The 21293-nt window shown below is 61.8% G+C and carries 19 protein-coding genes, 1 pseudogene and 1 riboswitch; of the genes and pseudogenes, 4 read left to right on the top strand and 16 right to left on the bottom strand.

The window, feature by feature from the left end; translation table 11 throughout:
• Positions 1-8: 8 nt before the first annotated feature.
• Positions 9-773, top strand: a complete 765-nt coding sequence (locus TSH64_RS32885; protein ID WP_109453265.1) for an amino acid ABC transporter ATP-binding protein — start codon at positions 9-11, stop codon at positions 771-773.
• A 160-nt stretch (positions 774-933) separates the two neighbouring features.
• On the opposite strand, the gene TSH64_RS32880 is transcribed toward TSH64_RS32885, so the two are convergent.
• The 14 genes from TSH64_RS32880 to TSH64_RS32810 form a co-directional block, all read right to left on the bottom strand.
• Entirely contained in the window at positions 934-3006 is a 2073-nt protein-coding gene (locus TSH64_RS32880; protein WP_109451503.1) for a TonB-dependent receptor, read from the bottom strand.
• Between the two features lie 111 nt (positions 3007-3117).
• Positions 3118-3663 (bottom strand): DUF2244 domain-containing protein, encoded by a 546-nt coding sequence (locus TSH64_RS32875; protein ID WP_109451501.1) that lies wholly within the window; start codon positions 3661-3663, stop codon positions 3118-3120.
• A gap of 71 nt (positions 3664-3734) precedes the next feature.
• Positions 3735-4151, bottom strand: coding sequence for a DUF2946 family protein (locus TSH64_RS32870; protein ID WP_109451499.1), 417 nt, complete (start codon positions 4149-4151; stop codon positions 3735-3737).
• 67 nt (positions 4152-4218) lie between these two features.
• Positions 4219-4614 (bottom strand): DUF1636 domain-containing protein, encoded by a 396-nt coding sequence (locus tag TSH64_RS32865; RefSeq protein ID WP_109451497.1) that lies wholly within the window; start codon positions 4612-4614, stop codon positions 4219-4221.
• 6 nt (positions 4615-4620) lie between these two features.
• A complete protein-coding gene (locus tag TSH64_RS32860; protein WP_199237722.1) occupies positions 4621-4935 on the bottom strand; it encodes an ABC transporter ATP-binding protein in 315 nt (104 codons plus the stop codon).
• 336 nt (positions 4936-5271) lie between these two features.
• On the bottom strand, positions 5272-5436 hold the full coding sequence (locus TSH64_RS36065) for a hypothetical protein (protein ID WP_199237721.1): 165 nt from the start codon (positions 5434-5436) through the stop codon (positions 5272-5274).
• Complete coding sequence (locus TSH64_RS32845; protein WP_247873287.1) at positions 5433-6005, bottom strand: Plug domain-containing protein; 573 nt, start codon at positions 6003-6005, stop codon at positions 5433-5435. The genes TSH64_RS36065 and TSH64_RS32845 overlap by 4 nt, the downstream gene beginning before the upstream one ends.
• A 282-nt stretch (positions 6006-6287) precedes the next feature.
• A riboswitch (cobalamin riboswitch) is annotated at positions 6288-6516 on the bottom strand.
• Between the two features lie 240 nt (positions 6517-6756).
• Positions 6757-7644 (bottom strand): MBL fold metallo-hydrolase, encoded by an 888-nt coding sequence (locus TSH64_RS32840; protein ID WP_109451495.1) that lies wholly within the window; start codon positions 7642-7644, stop codon positions 6757-6759.
• 264 nt (positions 7645-7908) lie between these two features.
• Positions 7909-9297: an amidase gene (locus TSH64_RS32835; protein ID WP_247873286.1), complete on the bottom strand. Its 1389-nt coding sequence runs from the start codon at positions 9295-9297 to the stop codon at positions 7909-7911.
• A 146-nt stretch (positions 9298-9443) separates the two neighbouring features.
• Positions 9444-10778 (bottom strand): MFS transporter, encoded by a 1335-nt coding sequence (locus TSH64_RS32830; RefSeq protein WP_109451490.1) that lies wholly within the window; start codon positions 10776-10778, stop codon positions 9444-9446.
• A gap of 191 nt (positions 10779-10969) precedes the next feature.
• Entirely contained in the window at positions 10970-12001 is a 1032-nt protein-coding gene (locus TSH64_RS32825) for an ABC transporter permease (RefSeq protein ID WP_109451488.1), read from the bottom strand.
• On the bottom strand, positions 11998-13572 hold the full coding sequence (locus TSH64_RS32820) for a sugar ABC transporter ATP-binding protein (RefSeq protein WP_109451486.1): 1575 nt from the start codon (positions 13570-13572) through the stop codon (positions 11998-12000). The genes TSH64_RS32825 and TSH64_RS32820 overlap by 4 nt, the downstream gene beginning before the upstream one ends.
• Positions 13572-14672, bottom strand: a complete 1101-nt coding sequence (torT, locus tag TSH64_RS32815) for a TMAO reductase system periplasmic protein TorT (protein WP_158285442.1) — start codon at positions 14670-14672, stop codon at positions 13572-13574. Before torT ends, TSH64_RS32820 begins: the two co-directional genes overlap by 1 nt.
• Before the next feature lie 188 nt (positions 14673-14860).
• Positions 14861-15775, bottom strand: coding sequence for an alpha/beta hydrolase (locus tag TSH64_RS32810; protein WP_109451482.1), 915 nt, complete (start codon positions 15773-15775; stop codon positions 14861-14863).
• 412 nt (positions 15776-16187) lie between these two features.
• Between TSH64_RS32810 and TSH64_RS32805 the strand changes: the two genes are divergently transcribed.
• The 3 genes and pseudogenes from TSH64_RS32805 to TSH64_RS36505 form a co-directional block, all read left to right on the top strand.
• Positions 16188-17582, top strand: coding sequence for an amidase family protein (locus TSH64_RS32805; RefSeq protein WP_158285441.1), 1395 nt, complete (start codon positions 16188-16190; stop codon positions 17580-17582).
• 228 nt (positions 17583-17810) lie between these two features.
• Positions 17811-18806: an AraC family transcriptional regulator gene (locus TSH64_RS32800; RefSeq protein WP_109451478.1), complete on the top strand. Its 996-nt coding sequence runs from the start codon at positions 17811-17813 to the stop codon at positions 18804-18806.
• A gap of 287 nt (positions 18807-19093) precedes the next feature.
• A pseudogene (locus TSH64_RS36505) lies at positions 19094-19254 on the top strand (IS5/IS1182 family transposase); the annotation flags it as partial.
• Positions 19255-19282: 28 nt separating this feature from the next.
• Here the strand turns inward: TSH64_RS36505 and TSH64_RS32795 are convergent.
• The gene (locus TSH64_RS32795) at positions 19283-20278 is read right to left on the bottom strand and encodes an MDR family oxidoreductase (RefSeq protein ID WP_109451476.1); all 996 of its coding nucleotides are present in this window, start codon (positions 20276-20278) and stop codon (positions 19283-19285) included.
• 173 nt (positions 20279-20451) lie between these two features.
• Complete coding sequence (locus TSH64_RS32790; protein ID WP_109451474.1) at positions 20452-21225, bottom strand: enoyl-CoA hydratase/isomerase family protein; 774 nt, start codon at positions 21223-21225, stop codon at positions 20452-20454.
• Between the last annotated feature and the right edge of the window lie 68 nt (positions 21226-21293).

Below are 21293 nucleotides of genomic sequence, written 5' to 3'. Positions count from 1 at the left end.
CCTCCCCCATGCCCGTCCACTCCCCTGCCCCTGCCGCCGCAAGCCCCGCCATCCTTATCGAGGCGGTCGACAAATGGTACGGCACCTTCCAGGTTCTCTCGAAGGTCGACCTGACCGTGGCGGCAGGAGAACGCATCGTCGTCTGCGGTCCGTCCGGGTCCGGCAAATCGACGCTGATCCGCTGCATCAACCGGCTGGAAGAGCATCAGGCCGGCCGCATCGCCGTCAACGGGGTGGAGTTGACCGACAGCGTGCGCAACATCGACGCCGTCCGCCGCGGCGTCGGCATGGTGTTTCAGCACTTCAACCTGTTCCCCCATCTGTCGATCCTCGACAACTGCGCCCTGCCGCAGATGCTGGCGCGCGGCACTCCGCGCCGGGAGGCCGAGGACAGGGCGATGCATCTGCTGCGGCGCGTCCGCATCGCCGAGCAGGCGGCGAAATTCCCCGGCCAGCTTTCCGGGGGGCAACAGCAGCGGGTGGCCATCGCCCGCGCCCTGTGCATGGAGCCGCAGGTGATGCTGTTCGACGAGCCGACCTCGGCGCTCGATCCGGAGATGGTGAAGGAGGTGCTGGAAACCATGGTGTCGCTGGCCGAGGACGGCATGACCATGATCGTGGTGACGCACGAGATGGGCTTCGCCCGCCGCGTCGCCGACCGGGTGGTCTTCATGGATGCGGGACGGATCGTCGAATGCGCCGGGCCCGACGAGTTTTTCGACGCCCCGCGTCACGAACGGACCCGCAGCTTCCTGCACCAGATCCTCCATTGATCGGCCTTCTATCGGGCATCGACGGAGGTGTGGACAGGCCGCCCGGCCACTGCCGAAGGGCGTGACCGGACGGAGCGGCGCGGGTGCCGGGCGGTATGCAGGCTTCCCTCAAGGAAACCCCCTGCTTCGCTTTCACCCCACCGGTTTCATCCCACCAATTTCACCAGACGAAGCGCAGGCCGGCATAGACGGCGCGGCCGTAGCCGGGATTGAACAGGGCCGACCCGGCACTGGCCTTTTCCGCCGTGATCGTGGACGAGATGTAGCGCTTGTCCAGCAGGTTCCGTCCCTCCAGATAGCCGGACAGACCCGAACCCTGGTCGAAGCCGATCTTGGCGTTCATCAACCCATACGGATCGACCTTGAGGGTGTTGGCATTGTCGGCATAGAAGCTCTTCGGCATCCAGTCGACGCTGGGGCCCGCATAGAAGCCGCTCGGGTGCTTGTAGAGCAGTTCGGCGCGGACGGACTGCGGCGGCACGCCGGGCAAGCTGTTGCCGTGATAGGTCGTGCCGTCGAAGAAGAAGTCGTTGTAGCTGTAGGTCAGGTTGAGCCAGGTGCGGTCCTCCTGGGCGGCGAGCGCCTTCAGGATGGCGACGCCGAACCCCAACTCCACCCCCTGATGCACCGTCTTGTCGGCATTGCGGACGGTGCAGGTGCTGTAGGGCGAGGTGGTGACGCATTGCAGCTCGTTGCGGAGTTCTGACCGGTAGAGCGCCAGATCCCAGGTGACGTCGGCCCTGCGGCCTCGCGTGCCGATCTCGTAGGTGGTTGCCGTCTGGGCATTGAGGGTCGAACTGGCCGGGGTCGCGAAACTGTTGGCGTCGAAGGTCGGCACCTCCGCGCTGCGCGAAATGTTGCCGAACACCCGCCAATCCGGATCGACCTCCCACAGAACCCCGACCTTGGGGCTCCAGAGATCGTAGGTGCGGCGGCCCGACTGGTCGCCATCGGTCAGGAACCGGTCTTTCCGATCACGCATGGCATGCAGGAACTGTACACCGGCAACCAGGGCAACGTCTGGCAGGACATAGAAGGAGTTCTCCGCATAGGCCGAATAATTCTCGGCCTTGTCCCGCGTCGAGAAGGCCAGCGCGCCCTTGACCGCTCCGCTCAGATTATTGAATTCCTTGTAGTCGATCGTGCCGTTGAGGGCGTTCGCCCCGACGGCGAGGCGGTTACGGAAGCCGCCGACGGTCCGGTCGTCGGTGGCGCTGACGAAGCCGCCATAGTCGTTCACGGTGTAATCGAGATAGCGGTAGATCGGATGATCGACATGGCGGCGGTGGTTGAAGACGCCGAACTCCACCTCGGTGCCGTCGAAATGCAGCGTGGTCTTGTTGGCGATCCTGATCGAATCGATGTTGCGCTGCTGGTCCTGGCGCACGAACTCCGGATCCGCCGACTTCGGTGCGTTCAACGCCGCGCTCTTGGTCAGCTCTCCGGGAAGGCGTTGCCTCCAGCTGTTTGCGTTCAGATAGAAGCGGGTCTCGGCATCCGGCGACAGCCGATAGCCCAGATTGATGCTGCCGCGCCCCATATGGCCCTCGCTGTGGTCGCGATAGCCGTCCTCGCGCTGGACCGACAGGTTGGCGAAGTAATCGAAGGCCCCGGAGGCGCCGCCCGTGCTGGACTGCCCCTTCAGGAAACCGAAGCTCCCCGTATCGATGCGGCCGTCGAACGGCGAGGCGTCGCGGCCGGTCGGGGTGACGAAATTGACGGCACCGCCGAGCGCGTTGCCGCCGTAGCGCAGGGCGTTGGCGCCCTTGTAGACCTCGACATAGCGGTAGGCGCTCGGATCGATCTCGAACACGTCGAACAGGCCGTCGGACGTGTTGATCGGGATGCCATCCATATAGAGGTTGACGCCACGATTGCCGTAGTTGCGCGTCAGCCCCGAACCGCGGATCGACACCCGGTTGTCGATGTTGGACTTGGGCTGAGTCACCACACCCGGCACCCAGCCGAGAACGTCCCTGATCGTGTTCGCCGTACCGTTCTTGAAAGCCGTGTCGGGCACCAGTTCGACAGCGCCGGGAATTAGCCGGATCCGCTGGTCCGCATCCTCAGCCGTCGGCACGGTGAGCGAACCGGCGGAGGTTCCCGTCACGGTGACCGGCGGCAGCAGCGTCGGAGACACGGCATCCTGCGCGAACGCCGCCGGCGCCGCGCTCACCATCAGCGCGGCCAGCAGGGCCGGATGGCAGGTACGCCGCGGGCATAGTCTTGACATCGAGATTCTCCAGGGTAGCGCAGAGGAGCCGCCGGCTCCGCCCTGCGGTGTCGGTGCGATTGGGATTTTCAGTGGAAGCCGCCGGCCAACCGGCGGATCGGCGCAATGCGATCAGCGCAATGCGGGCGCCGGGCCGGGGTGGCGGGCCAGCGCCTTCGCCGGATCCAGCCGCTCGCGGCCGGTCAGGAAGGCACCGACCGTTTCCGACCGGCCATGGCTGGTCAGGCGCAGGCATGGGCCGCCGGGTTGACCGTGTTCGACGGTCAGCCGCAGCCAGCCGGTCTGCCATTCGCTGGATGTGCGCCGCCCTGCCACGTCGATGCGTTCGACCAGGGTGCGGTCCGGCCAGACGCGGATACGCTTGGACTGCCGCCGGCGCCGTGCATCGCCGATCACCGACCAGATGGCGAAGGCAAGGACGATCAGGGAATAGAGCGCCATCGGCCACGCCCCGAGGCACAGCCAGGCGAACAGGGTGATTGCGGAATAGGCGGTCAGAACGGCAACGAAGATGAGGCGGCCATTGCGGGTGCCGCCGTCATTGGAGGTGGCAACGGCGTCGAACAGCGGTTCGTCCGTCTTCGCCGCGCGAGCAGGCGGGACGACGGATGCGAACACGGGTACGACGGCCGCGTCCCCGAAACAGGCGTCGGGCATGCGGAGGCTCCGGTCAATCGGTCATGGTGCGGCAACGGCGGGTCTGAAAACCCACCGATGCCGAAGACGGATCAACCGTTGGCCGGCGGCGCCCGGGCTTGAAGGGAGGACAGGAACCATCCGGCGGCGATGCGGCGTCCGGGCAGGAACTCGGGCCCATGCCGGACATATCCGACGGTCACCGGAAGCAGGCCGAGCGGCGGCATCGCCAGACCGCCGACCAGGGGGCACAAGGGGCAGGAGCCATCGGCAACGGCCGCATCGGAAGGGGCGCCGTCCGGGTCGGCCGGTACGCCGTGATCGTCCAGAGCAACGGTCTTGAACCCGTCCGCCGTGCAGATCACGATCCAGCTGGCTTCGGCCGCGTTGGCGGATGCGATCATGGCCGGCATCCAGGCCCAGGCGACGATCTGCAACAGCAGCGCGATCGCACCGGCCGCAAGGCCGGCCCGTCGCGCGGGTCGCAGTCTCTCCTGGGTCGCGCTCATGCCGGTCCGTGAGTCCGTCCGTTGCGGGTGCGGCACAATAGCCGAAGAGCCGCATCGAGGATAAGCGTCATTTTCCCAAAGGTTGCATGTCAGGGGCGGGAACCCGTGCGACGAAGCGGCCCTTGACGCCATCCGGCCAGTCCCGATACGCGACGACACCGCTGTCGGTCCCACGATAGGCCAGCAGATAGCCGACGAGCGCCTCGACGGCCGACCGCTCGGGAGCCAAGTCGCCGAGGACATATCCCATGCGCCCCGGCGAGCGGATGTGGACGGCGCAGGGCCGGCGGCAGCTCATCAGGCAGCGCATGGTGCCGACACGGACATCGTCGGCCCCGGCGGATGCGAGAACCCCTTCGAGCAGGGCCGCGAACATCGCTCCGGTCCACCCGGCCTCCGGGTCCACCCCCGGTCCTGTGCCGGGCTGGCGGCAGGTTTCACAGACGATCACGTCGACGGTCATGGTTGGTCAGTTTCCGGATTGAATCATGGTTGGGCATTGGGGAAGCACCACCGGGGTGCCGGCGGCCTGTGTCACGGCGAAGGGCACGCCATGGGCCTCGCGCAGCAGGAAGGGCGTCAGAATGGTCGCCACGTCTCCCGCGATCACGCGAAGGTCCGGCATCAGCAGGACAAGATCGTTGCAGAGGGCGGCCAGCGACAGGTCGTGGAGCACGACGACGGCGGCACGGTGCCGCTCGACCGCTTCGGCCCGCAGCAGCATCATGATGCGGAATTGGTGGCCGGGATCGAGGGCTGCCGTCGGCTCGTCGGCGAGGAGCACCGGGGCGTCCGTCGCCAGGACCCGCGCCGCGTTCGGGATGGCCCAGAGCCTCGGCGACCTTCGCCGTCACCGTCTCGATGTCCTCGAACCGCTCGACCAGCGGGATGCGCACCACCCGCACACCGAACCGCTCCAGCAGTTCCACGGTCTTGTGGGCGCTCCAGCCATTGGCGAGGACCACCCCGACGCCGAGCGACAGGTAGGCCTCGGCGCTCGGCCGGATCTGCCGGAAGGGACCCGCCTCGCCGGCCAGCAGCGACAGCCAGGGGTCGGCGGCAACGGCAATCCCAACCGGGGTGGCCGCGCTCAAAAGGCAGGCCCCTGTCAGGCGGAGGGTCAGCCGCCGCACCGGAACCCCCTTCCGCTGCGGTCGAGCGGATCGGGCATCAGCCCGAGATAGCGCTCACGGAACCGGTCCCACATCGACAGGCGGCTCCAGTCCGGCTCCTTCAGGATGCGGTCGTTCTCGCCAAGGAAGGGATTGGGAAAGAACAGCCTCATCTGCTGGTCTCCCGTGCCGTTGAACAGCCGCAGGCCCCAGCTCCGCGGTGCGCCGTTAGCCCCCAGGACACGGTACATCTCGGCCCGCGCGGTCCGGCGGATGCGGGCAAGCTCCGGATCGACCGGGTTGCGCGGCGTGCCTTGCTATCGAAGCCGCCATATTCTGCCCCGACCTGTCCAGCGAGCGGACAGGCCGGACGGCGGGTGACGATGTCGACGCCGTCGATGAAGACGCGGGTGTTGCGCGGCCCCGGTCCGCGCAGCCTCACGGTCTGGACAACGCCCAGCGCCTGCCGGCCCGACAGGCTGGGGCCGGGAACGAGCCCCAGCGCATCGTCGAGACGGCGGATCTGCTGACGTTCGATCTCCTCGCCGCCGATCACCCTGGTGGCGGTGGTCGCCGGCTCCTGCGGCACCGCCACATCCTTCGGCACCATGATCTCCAGAGGGGCAAGGTGAAGGTTGTCCGGCGAAACGATGGGCGCTCCAGCCACAACCCCGAGACCGGCCCCCAAACAGGCCAGGGCGAACCGAAGGTGGAAATACTTGATGGAACGGCTTGTCTGCATGCTCTGCCACGTCCTGCCACAGGCATGGAGGCGCGTTCGGACAAGCGATGCGGCCGCAAAGCCGCCCGTCCGGGACCACACATCCATGCCGGCCCCGGAGACCGGAGCCGTTGAACGGGCGTTGCCGAACGGACGCCACGACGCGAGGCCCCGCGCCTGGAGAACCATTCAGCTGCGACTTGCTTCAGGGAGGATCGATCTTCCCGGACTCCGGCCGCGGCAACGCCAATGGACGCGTCACCACGACGGGTTTCCGCACCTTCGACACACCCCGATCGAAGGCAGAGTGACGCTGTCGGAGGCAGGTCTCCTGGCTCGCGGGTCGTCATCCGGCACCGCCTTCCCGACCGGGATCCTGGGATCTCCGATCAGTGGCTTTTCGGCGCCGACTCGCCGCTCACAGTTGCGGGGACAGCCACGGCTTGCATCAGGCTTTGACACCTGTCGCTTCCGTCGTTCCCTTTTAATCTCCCGGCTTGCGCCTGGGAGAACCACCGACAATGCCTCCGGTGATAGAGGCAGGCCATACGCCTGTCAATGGCGTCGAGCCGTTCCGGCCTTCGCGATGCTGCGGCATTTCCGATCGGCGTGCGCTCCGAGGCTCCCGGGAGAAGGCCTGAAGCAGCAAAGCCCGCAGCAGCGTCTTCGCTGCGTTCATCCGTGCCCCCATCGCCCTCTTTTCGGCCGCCTCCTTCGCCAAGTGAGAGAATCATGACCAGCCGCCATGGCACAGCGCGTTCTCCGCGTCCTGCTAACGCATGGTGTAGGACCACGGCTCCGGCAAAAGATGATAGCCATCACGCCGCTGTACGACATGCGCAAACCCGGGGAAGTCAATGTGGGAACCGGCGATGAGAGTTCTCCTCGAAGAAACCTCCTGGAAGAGGTTTTTTCTCGTCTCCGCGGCGAGCGCCTGATCACAGTCGAATGTGAGCGTCACATCCGGTCTGGAAATCTGTATTTCGGGAATATGAATTGTGTCGCCCCAAATCAGGAGCTCTTCCCCCTTCGATGAGATCGTGAAGCCGGAATGCCCGGGTGTGTGCCCCAGCAAGGGCTTCGACAGGACACCTGGGAATACTTCGGTCCGACCTTCGAAAGCTTGAACGACGTCTTTATAAGGGGTGACCTGCTCGCGAGCGGTGTCGAAGAAGAAGCGGCGGTCCTGGTCGCTTGCCTTGGCCATCTCGACATCATCGAACCAGTGAACCAACTCGTTCCGGTGGACCGCAAGTCTGGCATTCGCGAAGATGCGACGCCCGTCTGCCACGTCCGTCAGGCCCGCTGAATGATCTGGATGGATGTGCGTCAGAAGTATTGCATCGATTTCATCGCTCCTGATGCCGATGGCGCTGAGGTTTCGCTGAAGCTGTCCGGCGGTCGGGCCGAAATAGGGGCCGCAGCCGGTGTCGATCAGGGCGATCTGTCCTTCCGAGTGGACGAGGTAGCAATTGATCGATGCCCGTCTGGCCGGACGAAGCTTTTCCTCGAACAAAAGCAAAGCTTCAGAAGGATCGATATTCCTCAAAGGTTCAATACCTGCATCGGCATATCCGTCGGAAATCGCGGTTACGACGATATCACCGATTGCGCGATGATAGATTCCAGGAACCTGACCAAGCGGCTTTCGCGACATCATTTCCTCCTGCCATAATTTGAATTGCTCAGAACATGTTTTTGCTGTGCAAAGCGGGATTCCAGGGTCAGCAATCCCGCCAACCCTGGATTGTTACAGAGCTTCAGGCCCTGATGCTTTCCGTTGACTGCCCATTTCGGTGGCGGAGCGTGCCGCAAACCGTCTGACGCTCCGTTTCGCCGGCAAAAACGCAGGGTTGCCGTACCAAACCAACCAGCCCAACACCAAGTGACAGATTGCAACCTATCGGGCCTTTCCATCGCCCTGTCAGTGCTGTCCGGGCCATCGACCGCCGGGTTGGATGAATCGGTCCCGGTACATTGCTTCATAACTCTGTGCGGCGCTGAGAACGGACCTGTCGTCTCCTCTGGCCCCTATGATCTGAAGACCGATTGGAAGCCCTTGATGACTGAAACCGCAAGGCAGCGAACAGGCGGGCTGTTGACTTAGGTTGATCGGGAAACTGAAGGACGACCACTCGACCCAGCTCCGCTTGTCGCCGTCTGGCGTGTTCCTCCCTGCTTCGAAAGGCAGGATCGGCACGGTCGGCGAAATGATGAGATCGTACTCGCAGAGCAAAGCGTCCATGGCACTGCCAAAACGGCTACGGCCGACTTCAGCACTCATTCTCTGAGCACCGCTATATTTCTGGCCGACCTGCGCTGCGGCAACGAAGCCCGGATCGAGTTCCGAAATTCGTCCAACGTCGATTGTCGAAAGGCGGTTCGCCGCACCGACGCACCAATGCCGTGTATAGATTTCCAACAGATCGTCTTGATCGGGAAGACGCAATTCCTCGACGTGCGCGCCCTCCCTCCGCAGATCGGAAATGACGCCGTCTACGGCGTTCAGCACCTCGACATCCACATCTCCCACGCACGGTGTCCGCCAATAGCCAATCCGCTTTCCTTTCCAACCGTATTCGAAGACATCGAGATCGGGAAAAGGCATGGAAGGCTGGGTCCAGTCGCGCAAATCCCTGCCTGACATGATTTGCAGCATCACCGTGGCATCCGCGACCCTGCGCGCCATTGGCCCGATGTGGGCAACGGTGCCAAATGAACTCGGAGGAGCGAATGCCACCCTGCCATAGGAAGGCTTATGTCCGACGATACCGGTGAAGGATGCAGGGATTCGCACCGATCCCCCACCGTCCGTGCCGACATGGAGCACGCCTGCGCCGCAGGCCGCCGCAACCGCGGCGCCACCAGACGAGCCGCCCGGCGTCAGCTTCGGGTTCCAGGGGCTTCTCGTGACGCCAAACGCAGGACTGTCGGTGACAGCTTTCCAGCCATATTCCGGGGTGGTGGTTTGCCCGATGAAAACCGCTCCCGCTTGCCGCAACCTTTCAACTGCCGGAGCGTCTTTTTCAAAGGGGGCGGGATCCGTCACACGGCTGCCATAACGAACCGACCAACCCTCGACATGCAGGATGTCCTTGACCGTCGTCGGCACGCCATCGATCGGCGAGCGCGCTTCGCCTTTGCACCAACGTCGCTCCGACGCTTCGGCGGCTCGCATTGCGCTGTCGAAATCGAGAAAGGTGAAGGCATTCAAATGGGAGATTTCCTCCGCGCGCTCCAACGCTGAGCAGACGACCTCCACGGGGGACAGCTCGCGCTTCCGATAGGCCGCGGAAAGCGTTGCGACATCCATCGCGTATAATTCAGCGGATCGGGAAGACGAATGATTTGGATTCGAGCGCATGGGCCGCTTCCTCTATTTTGCTGGACGTCAGGATGTTCGGATTGAACGGGCCGGGTCTCACGGGACTATGGATCTCGGCATCACTGCGAACGAGGTTACCGTTCGGCCAGCTCGGTTGCGTGCAAGTTGGAACCGCCAATTTCGGTACTATCGGCCCGTGTATGGGAGGTGCCGATTTCTGCGAGATCCACTCCGGCCGTTTCGCGGATGATCAATCCGGCGGCAATCGCCACCAAGCCTAAGAACATAACGTAGTAGTGATAGAGATTCTGTTGCCCGATGTCGGAAAGGTAAGCATTGAGATAGGGAGCGGTTCCCCCGAAAATTGCCACGGAAACCGAGGACACAAAGCCAACGCCCTGCGCCCGTGCCTGGGTGGGGACCTGTTCAGACAATACCGCGGGGAATATCGATGCAATCAACCCCCATGCCCCCAGCGCCATCAGCTGGGCGAAGAACAGAGTGTGCGGTTCCGTCGTGACCATTGTGGCAATGGGGTAAGTAAGCGCGACGACCGACAGTCCCCAGGCGATCATCACGGGTTTCCGCCCGAAGCGATCCGAAATCATCCCGCAGACCGGCAGCCAGACTACGCAGAGGGCCATGGCGATCAAGCTGGCGCGATAGGCTCCGCCAGGATCCATGCCGTTGGAAATTGCGGTCGCGGGTGCGAACGTCACCCAGGTGTAGTAGGCGACGTTCGTCGTGCAATTCAGCATGACGAGGTTGCGGGCGATGCGAAACATGTCGCCTCGCGACAATTTCTTCTCGGCAACCTTCTCCTGCTGCTCGAAGACGTGCGACTCTTCCACCGATTTCCGCATGAAGATGGCGTAGATGCCGAGAACGCCGCCGATCGCAAAGCCGATGCGCCAACCGTAGCTGTTCATCGCGCCCGCATCCAGAAGCGCGGTCAGGGCGGCCGCGACGAGCGTGGCGGCGATCACACCGACGATGACACCGGCATAGACGGAACTCGACCACAAGCCGCGGTGTCTTCTGGGCGCGATTTCAGCCACGTAGGTATAGGATACGCCCGTTTCTCCGCCGTGGGCCAAGCCTTGGAACATGCGGAAGACCAGCAGGGCAAAGGACGCGAACAATCCGCTGCTTTCGTAAGTTGGAATGAGCGCAATTCCAAGGCTGCTGAAAGCCAACAGCAGCATCGTGGCGACCAGAACGCCCTTGCGGCCCAATCGATCACCCAACCGCCCGAAGACGAGGCCACCGACCGGCCGCGCGAAGAAGCCGGCTGCGAAGACTGCGAGCGTGGATAGCATCGCTGATCGCGAATCGGTTTTGTCGAACAGGTTGTTGGCCAGGTATACGGAAAAAGTCGCATACAGGGTCCAGTCGAACCACTCCAGCGCATTCCCGACAGAGATTGCGCTCAGCGACCTCCAGCTCGTCTTATTTTTTGTCTGTTTCATTGTTGTCTCCCCTTCCCGTCCGCAAGCCGATGCGTTCGATCCGCTGGTTGTCCGAGCGAATTCGAACGGCATCCACCGTCACCGGCTCCCGCTGGGCAACCTCAGGTGGGCGCGAACAAATGTGATGAACGACTCAGTGGATATTCATGCGTACCGACCTCGGCCGGCACGCATGAGGGTGGCGATCTGCCCTATCGTCTTCCCGAAATCAGAAGACGCAGCTGTTCCGCCAGGACGGCCAGAACAAGAAGTCCACCCAAGATGATCATCTGATAGTAGGAAGAAATATTTTCCAGATTCATGCCGTTGCTCAGTACGGCGATGAAGAGGGCGCCGAGGGCCGCGCCGAAAAGCGTACCCTCTCCTCCACGAAGCGAAATTCCACCGAGCACGCCCGCGGTGATGGATTGAAGGACGAAATTTCCGCCCAGATTGGTGTCGCCGGTCGATACGCGTGCGCTCAGGAGGATGCCGGCAAGCGAGGCCAGCATGCCGCTGGTCATGAAGACGAAAACGATATGGCGCCTGACATTGATGCCGGACAGTCGCGCAGCGACAGGATTGCCGCCCACGGCGTAAATATAGCGTCCCGCCCTCGTTCGCGTCATCGTGAGATGCAGGGCGACGGCGAAGAGCACCGCAATGTAGACCGATGTGGAAATGCTGCGAAGATCGGGCGTGCCAAAGACTGCTATGAAATTCTCCGGAAGACCGGTGACCGGAGCACCCCCGGAAATTTGGTATCCTGCGCCGGCCGCTATTCCTGCAATGCCCAAAGTCACGATGAACGATGGAACATTCAGGTAGGCGACGGCGACGCCGTTTACCATGCCAAGTATCAGTCCGACCGACAAGCCGCATGCGACCGAGATCGCGATGGCAAGCGGGAGGTCGACCCCATTGGCCGCCAGAGCGATCATCAGCGTGGCCGACACCACACTCGTGAGGCCGAGCAGAGCGGCCACCGCCAGGTCGAAACCTCCGCTGATCAGAACCAGACCCTGCCCGAGTGAGACGATCATCAGGTATGAGGACTGATTCAGAATGTTGATGAGGTTATTGCTATTCGTGAACCGGGAGTTCGCCACTGCGAAGAAAGCAAACACCACAAGAACGAGCGCGCTGATGATGCCGGTCGTTTTGAGGCGCGAAAGCATCCGGTCAGCAACGCGGCGCAGAGCAAACGGTTGCGCCGGTCGGGAGATTTGCTGCAAAGGCGTCATGCCGCCGCTCCTGTCTTTATGCCGCCTTCTTTCGGACCGGCCGCGAAGAATGACGATAGGATCGCCGCTTCGCTGATCTCTTCCCGCTGGAACTCCGCGGTCTGTCGGCCGAAGGCCAGCACGTATGTCCGGTGCGTGAGGTGAAGGATTTCCGGAAGGTCCGATGATATGAGAAGGATGGCGGCCCCGGCCTCGCACAGCTGCTTGAGGATCCCGTAAAACTCGAGCCTGGCTCCCACATCCACACCGACCGTCGGCTCATCGACGATGAGAACCTTCGTTTCACGCAGGAATGCCCTGGCGAAAACGACTTTCTGCTGATTGCCTCCGGAATATGCCGAAACGTTCCGATCGAGAAGCGGGGGGGTGAGGTTCAGGCGGTTCAGAACCCGCTGCACCGCGTCGTCTTCGGATTTCTTCCTCAGCCATTGCCCGAAGGCAAAAGACCGCAGGTTGAGGCAAGAGAGTGTCGCATTCTCCCGTACCGACCTGTTGAGAACGAGTCCTTGCCTGCGTCTGTCGGGCGGCAGGTAGACGACCCCGGCTTCGAGCATCGATTGAGGCGATGGGGATCGCAGAGTTTTTCCAAACAGCTTTACCTGGCCGGCCGCCAGCCGCTCCTCGCCGAACAGACTGCGACCGACCGCCGACTTGCCGCAACCGACCAACCCGGCTATGCCGACAATCTCACCGGCGCGGACGCTGATCGACACATTCTGGAAACGCCCCGACGCGGCGCTTGCCCCGTCCAGTGCTATGGCTTCATCCGCCGGTTTGAAAGCGATTGTCGGGTAGACATTCAGCGTCTCACGGCCGGTCATGAGCTGGATGAGTTCATCTTCATCCGTTTCCGACACGAGCTTGGTGGCGATGCGGCGACCGTCGCGCAATATGCTGATGCGGTCTCCAATTGCCTGGATTTCCGCCATGCGGTGGGTGATGTAGATGATTCCGACACCGAGTCGCTTGAGTTCCGCCACGATCGAGAACAGTCTTTGGGTTTCGACATCGGTGAAGGCCGTGGTCGGTTCATCGAGGATCAGAAGCCGGGGATCGTTCTGCAGCGCCTTGGCGATCTCGACCATCTGCTGTTCGGCGCGCGAGAGGCCGGCAACCGGAGCCTGCGGATCGAGTGCAATGCCGAGCCGGGCAAACATCGCCGCGGCTTCCCTCGACATGGCGCCTTCGTCGAGCAACGCCGACCGTCGCTTTTCCCGTCCAAGAAAGATATTGGCGCAAGCGGAAAGGGTCGGAATCAGACTCAATTCCTGGAAAACCACGCTGATCCCAGCATCACGCGCCGCGCGCGGCGATCCCGACGGCAGGACCTTTCCGTCGAAACGGACCGTGCCACCCTCAGGCGCGTAGTTTCCGAGGATGACGTTCACCAGCGTGGATTTTCCGGCGCCGTTTTCGCCGAACAGGACATGCACCTCTCCCGCCCGCACATCCAATGAAACGCCGTCAAGCACGCGTACGCCGGGAAAGCTTTTCTCGATGCCGAACGCTTCGAGGATAGCACCAAGGCCAGGGTCAGGGATGGGCGCCGAGTGCTGAAGTCCGCCCGCCATCACGGCCGCACCGAAAACACCGGCTTGAAGCCGTTTGGAGCGAAACCGGCCATTGCTGCATCGGAAGCGGCGTTGTCCTTCGTCAGCTTCTGCGGAACCGGCCACACCTCGGTGCCCTGCTCCAAGGAGCCGTCGACCGCCTTGACCGCCATATCAAGTCCAATCGACGCCATCAGCGCAACGTTGTCGCTGAGCGCCCACTCGATATCGCCTTTCTCGATGCCGTCTCTGACCGGTCCCGTCTGATAGGTCGATCCGATCTTGACCTTGCCCGAGAGGCCGGCCGCTTTCACGGCACCGCTTGCGGCGTCCGCGGCGACGGCGTTGCCGATGACCCAATTCAGGTCCGGGAAGGCGTTCAGGGTATCTGCGACGAGATTGTATTGCGTGTTCTTGTCGGTATCGCCGTACTTGATTGCGACGATTTCGATTTTTGAATCGGCGATCCCGACTTTGAATCCTTCGAGGGTGCGCGCCGCCCAGTCTGCGCCGGCGGGGCCGGGAAGGAGAGCCACTTTGACAGCTGCGTCGCCGATGCTTTCCTTGAGATATTTCGCACTCGCGATTCCGACCTGGTAATAGTCCAAAGTCGAACGCCCCATGAGATTGTCGGCGGCGGCGATCCGAGGAATGATGTTGATGACGGGAATACCGCTCTTCTTAAGAGAAGACACCGCCGAAGACACGCCCTCTGCGCTGATCGGGGCCACCAGCACGGCATCGGCACCCTTGGCTGCGCAGTCGTTCAACTGGTTGACCTGGGCGCTCAGATTGCTGAACGAGCCGGCGTTCAGGATGTCCACATGCACGCCGAGACGTTTTGCTTCAGTGACGATCCCGTAATTGGCCGCAATCCAGTAAGGGTCCTGCATCGTCGGGAAGCTGACGCACACATAGCTTTTCTTTTCGGCTTTCGCCGGGGGGAGCCAGACCGACTCCGACACCGTCTTGACGTCGCTCTTGTCGGGGATGAATATTTTGATCGGCTTCGAAAAGATGGCGGATTGTTCTTCCGCGAAGGCGACACCGGCTGAGATGCCTTGATGGCATATCGCCGTTGCTCCGAGAAAAATCGCCGCGTGCAGAATGTTTGAGGTCATTGCTCCCTCTCCGGTCGTTGAAGTCCTGTTTCCAGCATTTTTTATTGTGACGCTCCTTTCCGGCCGCATCGGCCTGGGCGAGCGAAGTCCCTTTGCCTCTTGCGGGCCAGGCGGCCCGCTGCTCATGCATCAACCAGAGGCAAGGATTGAGCATGCCGCCGATCAAGGATTCCGGCGGGCCCCGCGCATCACTCTGCGGCCTGCCTGGCTTCGCCGCTCCAGTATTCCTGGATGAATGCCAGGGCTTCCCGATTGACCTCTTCGGGATTCGTCGCACTCAGGAAGTGATGTCCGCCCTCGATGGCCTTGAACGACACGCTTTTCGCACGGGGGAACAGCTTGGCTTCTCTCTGCGCATGCGAGACGGAATACACGACGTCTTCGGTTCCATGCAGCCACAGCACCGGGCTCACGACGCCGTCAAGCCGCCCGCACAGACCGTCGCGGTCGCGAAGATTGATGGTACACATGCGCAGACGGCTGCGGCCATCGTCGCCTTTGTAGTTTTCCTTCAGCCGAGACGTCCAGAAGGCACGCGTTTCCTGGTCGATGTTGACACCGAAGGCTGGATCGATCAGGTCGTTGCAATATTGATCCGACGGCGCCCACGCTGAATCCACCTCCGTCGCCAGGTCGGCGATCCACGGATCGCAGAACGCGGGGGCGTCCCAGCATCCGAGGTCCCGGCTCGCTGCACTTTCGTAGTCCATCGACGTGCCAAGGGGGATGACGCCATCGATTTTCGATGGAGCGAGAAGCGCCATCCTCATGGCGATCCAACCGCCCTGCGACGTGCCCAGGACGAACGCAGACTTGATTCCAAGGCGATCGAGAACCTGGATATTTGCGATCGCACTGTCCCAATAGGTGAATTGCTCGCTTGCCGTTCGCGTCGCTCCATGCCCGTACGGCTCAAGTGCGAGGAGATTGACCTTGCCGGTCAGAGACGCGTCGGAGAATTGACGCCGGTACAGTTCCGATGACGTCGTGAATGAATTGATCATCACCAGCGTCGGAAGCCGGGGATCGTAGTCTGTGGCGGTTCTGCAGCCGATCTTCGAACCGCCCAAGTGTGGGACGTCGATAGTCTGGAACTTTGTCATTGGTGCCTCGGGATATTCGTTCTGGTTCAGATGAACTCCGAGATTAAATAACACCGATCGCGCCGCCGGCCCTTTCGAGGATTGCGGAGTGTGGCAGCACAAATTGCGGTTCGTTGCGTCTCTTGTGCGGGATCAATGACGCCCCGCAAAGTGGTCGAGGATCGTGCCTCACTTGGCGCTCCCCAGTCACAAGCTCGCTATTATATCGTCAATTCAATAAGTTAGCAGCTCTAAGCCGTGCGCTATTCCACCAGACCTCCCCCGTTCAAAACATCCATATAGAGAAATTCTTACGATAAAAAACAATCTTAGAGGGTTATCTGGCCTTGGTTGACATTTCAGTTACGACCGTGATTGGGTCGCTTCGAGATCGATACTCTCGCCGGTTTTGCTGAAAGAAGGAGGAGTGAGGGTGCGCGATTTCCTTTTTGCAAAGTCAGCCCTGGAGCTGCAAAAATTGCTGGCTGCAGGAGCAGTGACACCGTCCCATCTGCTGCATGAAACGCTGCGCCGCATTGCATCGAGTGACCCGGCTGTATTCACTCGACAAACTGTTGCAAGAGCGGAAGTTGAAGCTGCCGCAGCGTCAAGGCGCTACCTGGAGGACCGGCCGCTCAGCATACTGGACGGCGTTCCCGTGGCCTGGAAGGACCTCTTCGATATTCAAGGAGAGGTTACCCGGGCAGGCTCTTTGGTGTTGGACAATGGCCCTGCCCCTCGTGATGCGGAACTGGTGCGTCGTATCGCGGCCTGTGGTGCGGTCACCACCGGAAAGCTGAATATGACGGAATTCGCATTTTCGGGACTGGGATTGAACCCGCATTTCGGCACACCAAGGAACCCATGGGGTCGCGGCGAGAATCGCATTCCCGGCGGATCATCTTCAGGCTCGGCGGTCGCGGTGGCGCTTGGACTGGTTCCCATCGCGATTGGGACGGACACGAGCGGTTCGGTCAGAATTCCCGCTGCATTCAATGGCGTCGTCGGCTTCAAGCCGTCAGGGGGGCGATGGCCGTTGGAAGGGGCATTTCCATTGTCCGGCACACTGGATACCGCGGGTGTGTTGACACGCACAGTCGCCGACGCAATCGTCGTCGATGCGGCCGCATGTGGTCTTCCCCCGTCCGAGATTCTGCCCGATATCGACGGCCAAATCCGTTTGGTCGTGCCGACCAATGCGGTCTGGGAAAGCGCCGACGCCGAGGTAATCAGAAACTTTAAAGAAGCCGTCCAAAGACTGGAGAGTTGCGGTATCAGAATTGAGCACCGCCACTTGCCGGTCCTCGATGAGGTGCTTTCGGTCGCGTCACAGCATGGCGCTCTCGTGGGGAAAGAAGCCTTCGAGCTGCACAAAAGCCGGCTCGCTTCACCCGCAGCCAAGCGCATGGACCCACGGGTGCGGACGCGGATGCTCCTCGGCAACCATATGAGCGCGGCGTCGGAGAAAATCGTCAGGCAGGCACGGCTGCACCTGATTGACGAGATGGCGGATCTGTTCGATGGCACAACATTCATCGGTTACCCCACCGTTGCGATCGCCGCGCCTCTCCTTCGACTCCTGGAATTCGACGATCATCTATTCGCCGCCACCAATATGCTTGTATTGCGAAATACCATGCTCGGCAGCTTCCTCGACTGGTGCGGAATTTCCATCCCAAATGGATTCGACGATAACGGTATCCCAACCGGTTTCCTTTTGTCTGGCGGACCTGGAAGCGATCATGCGCTGCTGGCTCTGGCCACCCGGATTGAAACCGCAGTCAAAGGAGGGCAATCCTTCGGCTTCGCTCACCACAATCACAGCTGAGTGGACGTTCGTAAAAAAATATCGCACGATCTTCCCAATATTCTTCCATGCTGCATCCAGCTACTTGGGCCGATGATCGGCTGGCGCGGCAAAGCCATCTGTCCGGGAGAGCGGAGACCGTGGGCACATACGGGCTGTTGCCGGGGAATATGAAATCACTGGAATCCTGTTTGTGAGCAAACAGCAGGCTCGCACCGGTTTCCAGCGTGGTAACGTCAGGAGGAATGAATGTCCGCAGCGAATTCAACCGCAGCTTCACGTCCGAGTTATCCGCTGAAATTTGGTGTGCCGCCGCAGGACGATCAAAGCATCGGTTCAATCGTTGGCGGAAAATACACCAATGGAGGCAGCGAACTCATCAGAGCGTCACCCAAGACTGGGGATGTCAATTCGGTATGCGCCGAGATTTATCAACACAATCGCCTAAATTGCAACTCTTTCGTGCAGCCTGTTACGGAGATTGTGGTCAACGTTTCCGGGAGCGCAAACTTTCGCAGGCGCGCCGACGGTGCGGAACAGAAATATCTTTCTCAGGTCGGCTCTGCAAGCATTTGCCCCGCTGGTGTGGAGGTACGCTATCTCCACATCGAGGCCGGCCCCCTCAAGCTGCTTCATTTCTACCTGCCGACGGATCTGTTCGGTGCCTTGCAGACCACCAGCGATGGGACACATATCGCGTGCCTGTTGTACAAAGGCGGGATCAACGATCCCCTTATCCAGAGCATCGGCTTTGCGGTCGCAGAAGAACTGATGCAGGAGGAGAGAAGTGAAAGAGTAACTCAAATGCTCTTGGAGTCATTCGGGGTTGGCTTGGCAGCCCGCCTTATGCAGCGTTACACGCGCGATGATCAGCGCGGTTTGTCGGAATCGTATTTCTATGCTTATTCAGGCAGGGGATTGGATCGATTCCGCCTCCGCCGGGTGGTGGAATTTATCCAGGAAAACTTGGAAACTGATTTTTCCTTGGACGATCTGGCCAAGATCGCCTGTCTCAGCGTATTTCATTTTTGCCGGGCCTTTAAGACAGCGACTGGTGCGTCGCCTTTCCGATACATATCGGAGGTTCGGATCGGTAAGGCGAAAACTCTCTTAAAAGATCCATATATGACTATTGACGAAATAGCACTATCGACTGGCTTCTCTTCCGGCGCAAATCTCGCGCGGTCTTTCAAAAAATTTGTCGGCGTCTCTCCTACCCAATACAGGTCGAAATTCTGCAGGTAATATGCGAATTCGATGATTTGGAGTCTGCCTGATGCTTATCGAAGCACCAGACAGACTCTAAGATTTTGGTTTTCCGTCTGGGGCCGGACCGATAAAGAGCCTTTCCTGAAGAGAATCGTTGTGATTCAACGTCCTGTAAAGGGGCATTGTGATAAACAAGGCCTGTTCCGGTTGACGGTGGAGCAGTTCGGACGGCATGAGCCGCACCTTCGGCGCAATACCTGAGGCAAGCCGCGTGTGGATGATCGCCATGCGATCAGCGGGGTCGTCATGTTGAAGCACACGGGCGCTGGAAAAACCGCTTTTCTCCCTGCCTCCACCGGAGCCCTGACGTCATCGAGCGCCTGTCCTCAATGATTTCCGCCGCATCGCCACCCGCCATGACCGCTCCGCCAACAGCGTCATGGCGGCGATAAACATCGCCGCCACTGTCGCCTACTGGTTATGAGTCCGGACCCTTTGCACTGGAAACCGCCTCAACGGGTTACGTCGACAACAACGCGGCCACGGATCTGTCCAGCGAGGATCCGGGTTGCCAGATCGGGCAGCGCGTCGAAGGGCTGCACGTCGTACATTGCCTTCAATGCCGTCCTGTCAAGGTCGCGGGCCAGACGTTTCCAGGCGGCGTCGCGGAGATGCTGCGGAGCCATCACCGAATCGACACCGAGAAGTGCGACGCTGCGCAGGATATGCGGCAGGACCGTAGCGGGCAGGTCGGACGAACCGGCCAAGCCGCAGGCGGCAATTGCCCCACCCCACATGGTTTGCGACAGCGCGCTGACCAGCGTCTGCCCGCCCACCGAGTCGATGCCGCCGGCCCAACGCTCCTTCTGCAAAGGCGCGCCTTTTTCCAGAAGCACCGCACGGTCGATGAAGCCGGTGGCGCCGAGCTCCCGCAGATAGTCGTGCGTCTCGGGCCGACCGGTGGAGGCCACCACCGGGTAACCGCTCTTGGCGAGCAGCGCCACCGCGACGGAGCCGACCCCGCCGGCAGCTCCGGTGACCAGCACCTCCTTGCCGCCAGGACGAACGGCGCCCCACCGCTCCAACGCGTCCACGCACAACGCGGCGGTGTAGCCGGCGGTGCCGATGCCCATGGCCTCTTCGAACGAGAAAACGTCCGGCAGGCGGGTCAGCCACTCCGCCTTCAGGCGCTGGAAGCGGGTGTAGCCACCCCACTGCGTTTCCGACATGCCCCAGCCGTTGGCGACCACCCTGTCGCCGGCTTTCCAGTCGGGAGACCGGGACTCGATCACGGTGCCGGCCAGATCGATGCCGGCGACCATCGGCAGCTTGCGGGCGATCCTGCCCTTTCCGGAGACGGCAAGCCCGTCCTTGTAGTTGAGGGTGGAGTAAGCGACCTCCACCAGCACATCGTTGTCCGGCAGGTCGGCGAGTGTCAGCGTCGTGAAGCCGCCCTTGGGCTTGCCGTCGACATCTTCGATCACGAAGGCCTTGAAGTTCTCGGCCATGGTTGGGACCCTCCCCGCGATAATGAGAATTTTGGATCAGCACGGCGCCGTTGAACGGCAGGCAGCCGATGCCGGGACGGCGGATCATGGTGAACATAGGCGCCATCCGGCGGCTTGACCATGAGGTGCACCCGCTGTCGGCGCCGGCAGCCGCGGCTTGCCGCCACCCCGGCCTATCGTTGCTTGCCGCCGCCGAACACCGGCGGGCGCTTTTCCAGGAAGGCGCTGACGCCTTCCTGGGCGTCGGCCTCCTTCTCCAGGCGACGGGCGACGGTCGCCTCATAGGCGGTCGCAGCCTCGATCCCCTCGACCTCCCCCAGGATCACCCCGGCCTTGATCGCGGCGACCACCGACGGGGAATTCCTGGCGATGTCGCCCGCCAGGGCGAGGGCTTCGCTCAAGGCCTCGCCCCTTTCGGCCAGCCGGTTGATGAAGCCGGTCCGGTAAGCCTCGTCGGCCGACAACGGGTTCGCCGTCAACATCAGTTCCAGCGCGCGGGCCGATGTCATCAGACGCGGCAGACGGCCGATCTGGCCGCCCTCCGGCAGCATGCCGAGACGCGCCCCCGGCGACCCGAAGGACGCATTCCTGCTCGCCACCCGCAGGTCGCAGTTCACCGCGAAGATCAGGGCGGCGGCATAGCAATGGCCGTTGACCGCCGCGATCACCGGCTTGTGCATGCTGCGCGGTCGCAGGAAGGGCTCTTCCCCCAGGTTGCTTTCGGCGTGGGCGCCGGACGCGATCTCGTTCAGGTCATGGCCGCTGGAGAAGGCGATGTCCCCGGCCCCGGTGACCACGATCACACGCACCGCGTCATCGCTTTCCGCTTCGTTCAGGAGCCGGAGGAAGTCCGCCGCCATCGACCCTTCGAACGCATTCCGCTTGCGTTCGTTGGAGATGGTCAGGATGCGGATGGCGCCCTCGGTCCGCGTGGAAATTTCGGGCATGGCAATGGTCCTCATTCAAGGCCGGCTGGCCTTTTCGGATTGGATCGATTGGGATGGGACGGGGATGG

Source organism: Azospirillum sp. TSH64 (assembly GCF_003116035.1).
In the GTDB taxonomy this organism is placed as follows: Bacteria; Pseudomonadota; Alphaproteobacteria; order Azospirillales; family Azospirillaceae; genus Azospirillum.
This window is presented reverse-complemented; position numbering and strand designations above follow the sequence as displayed.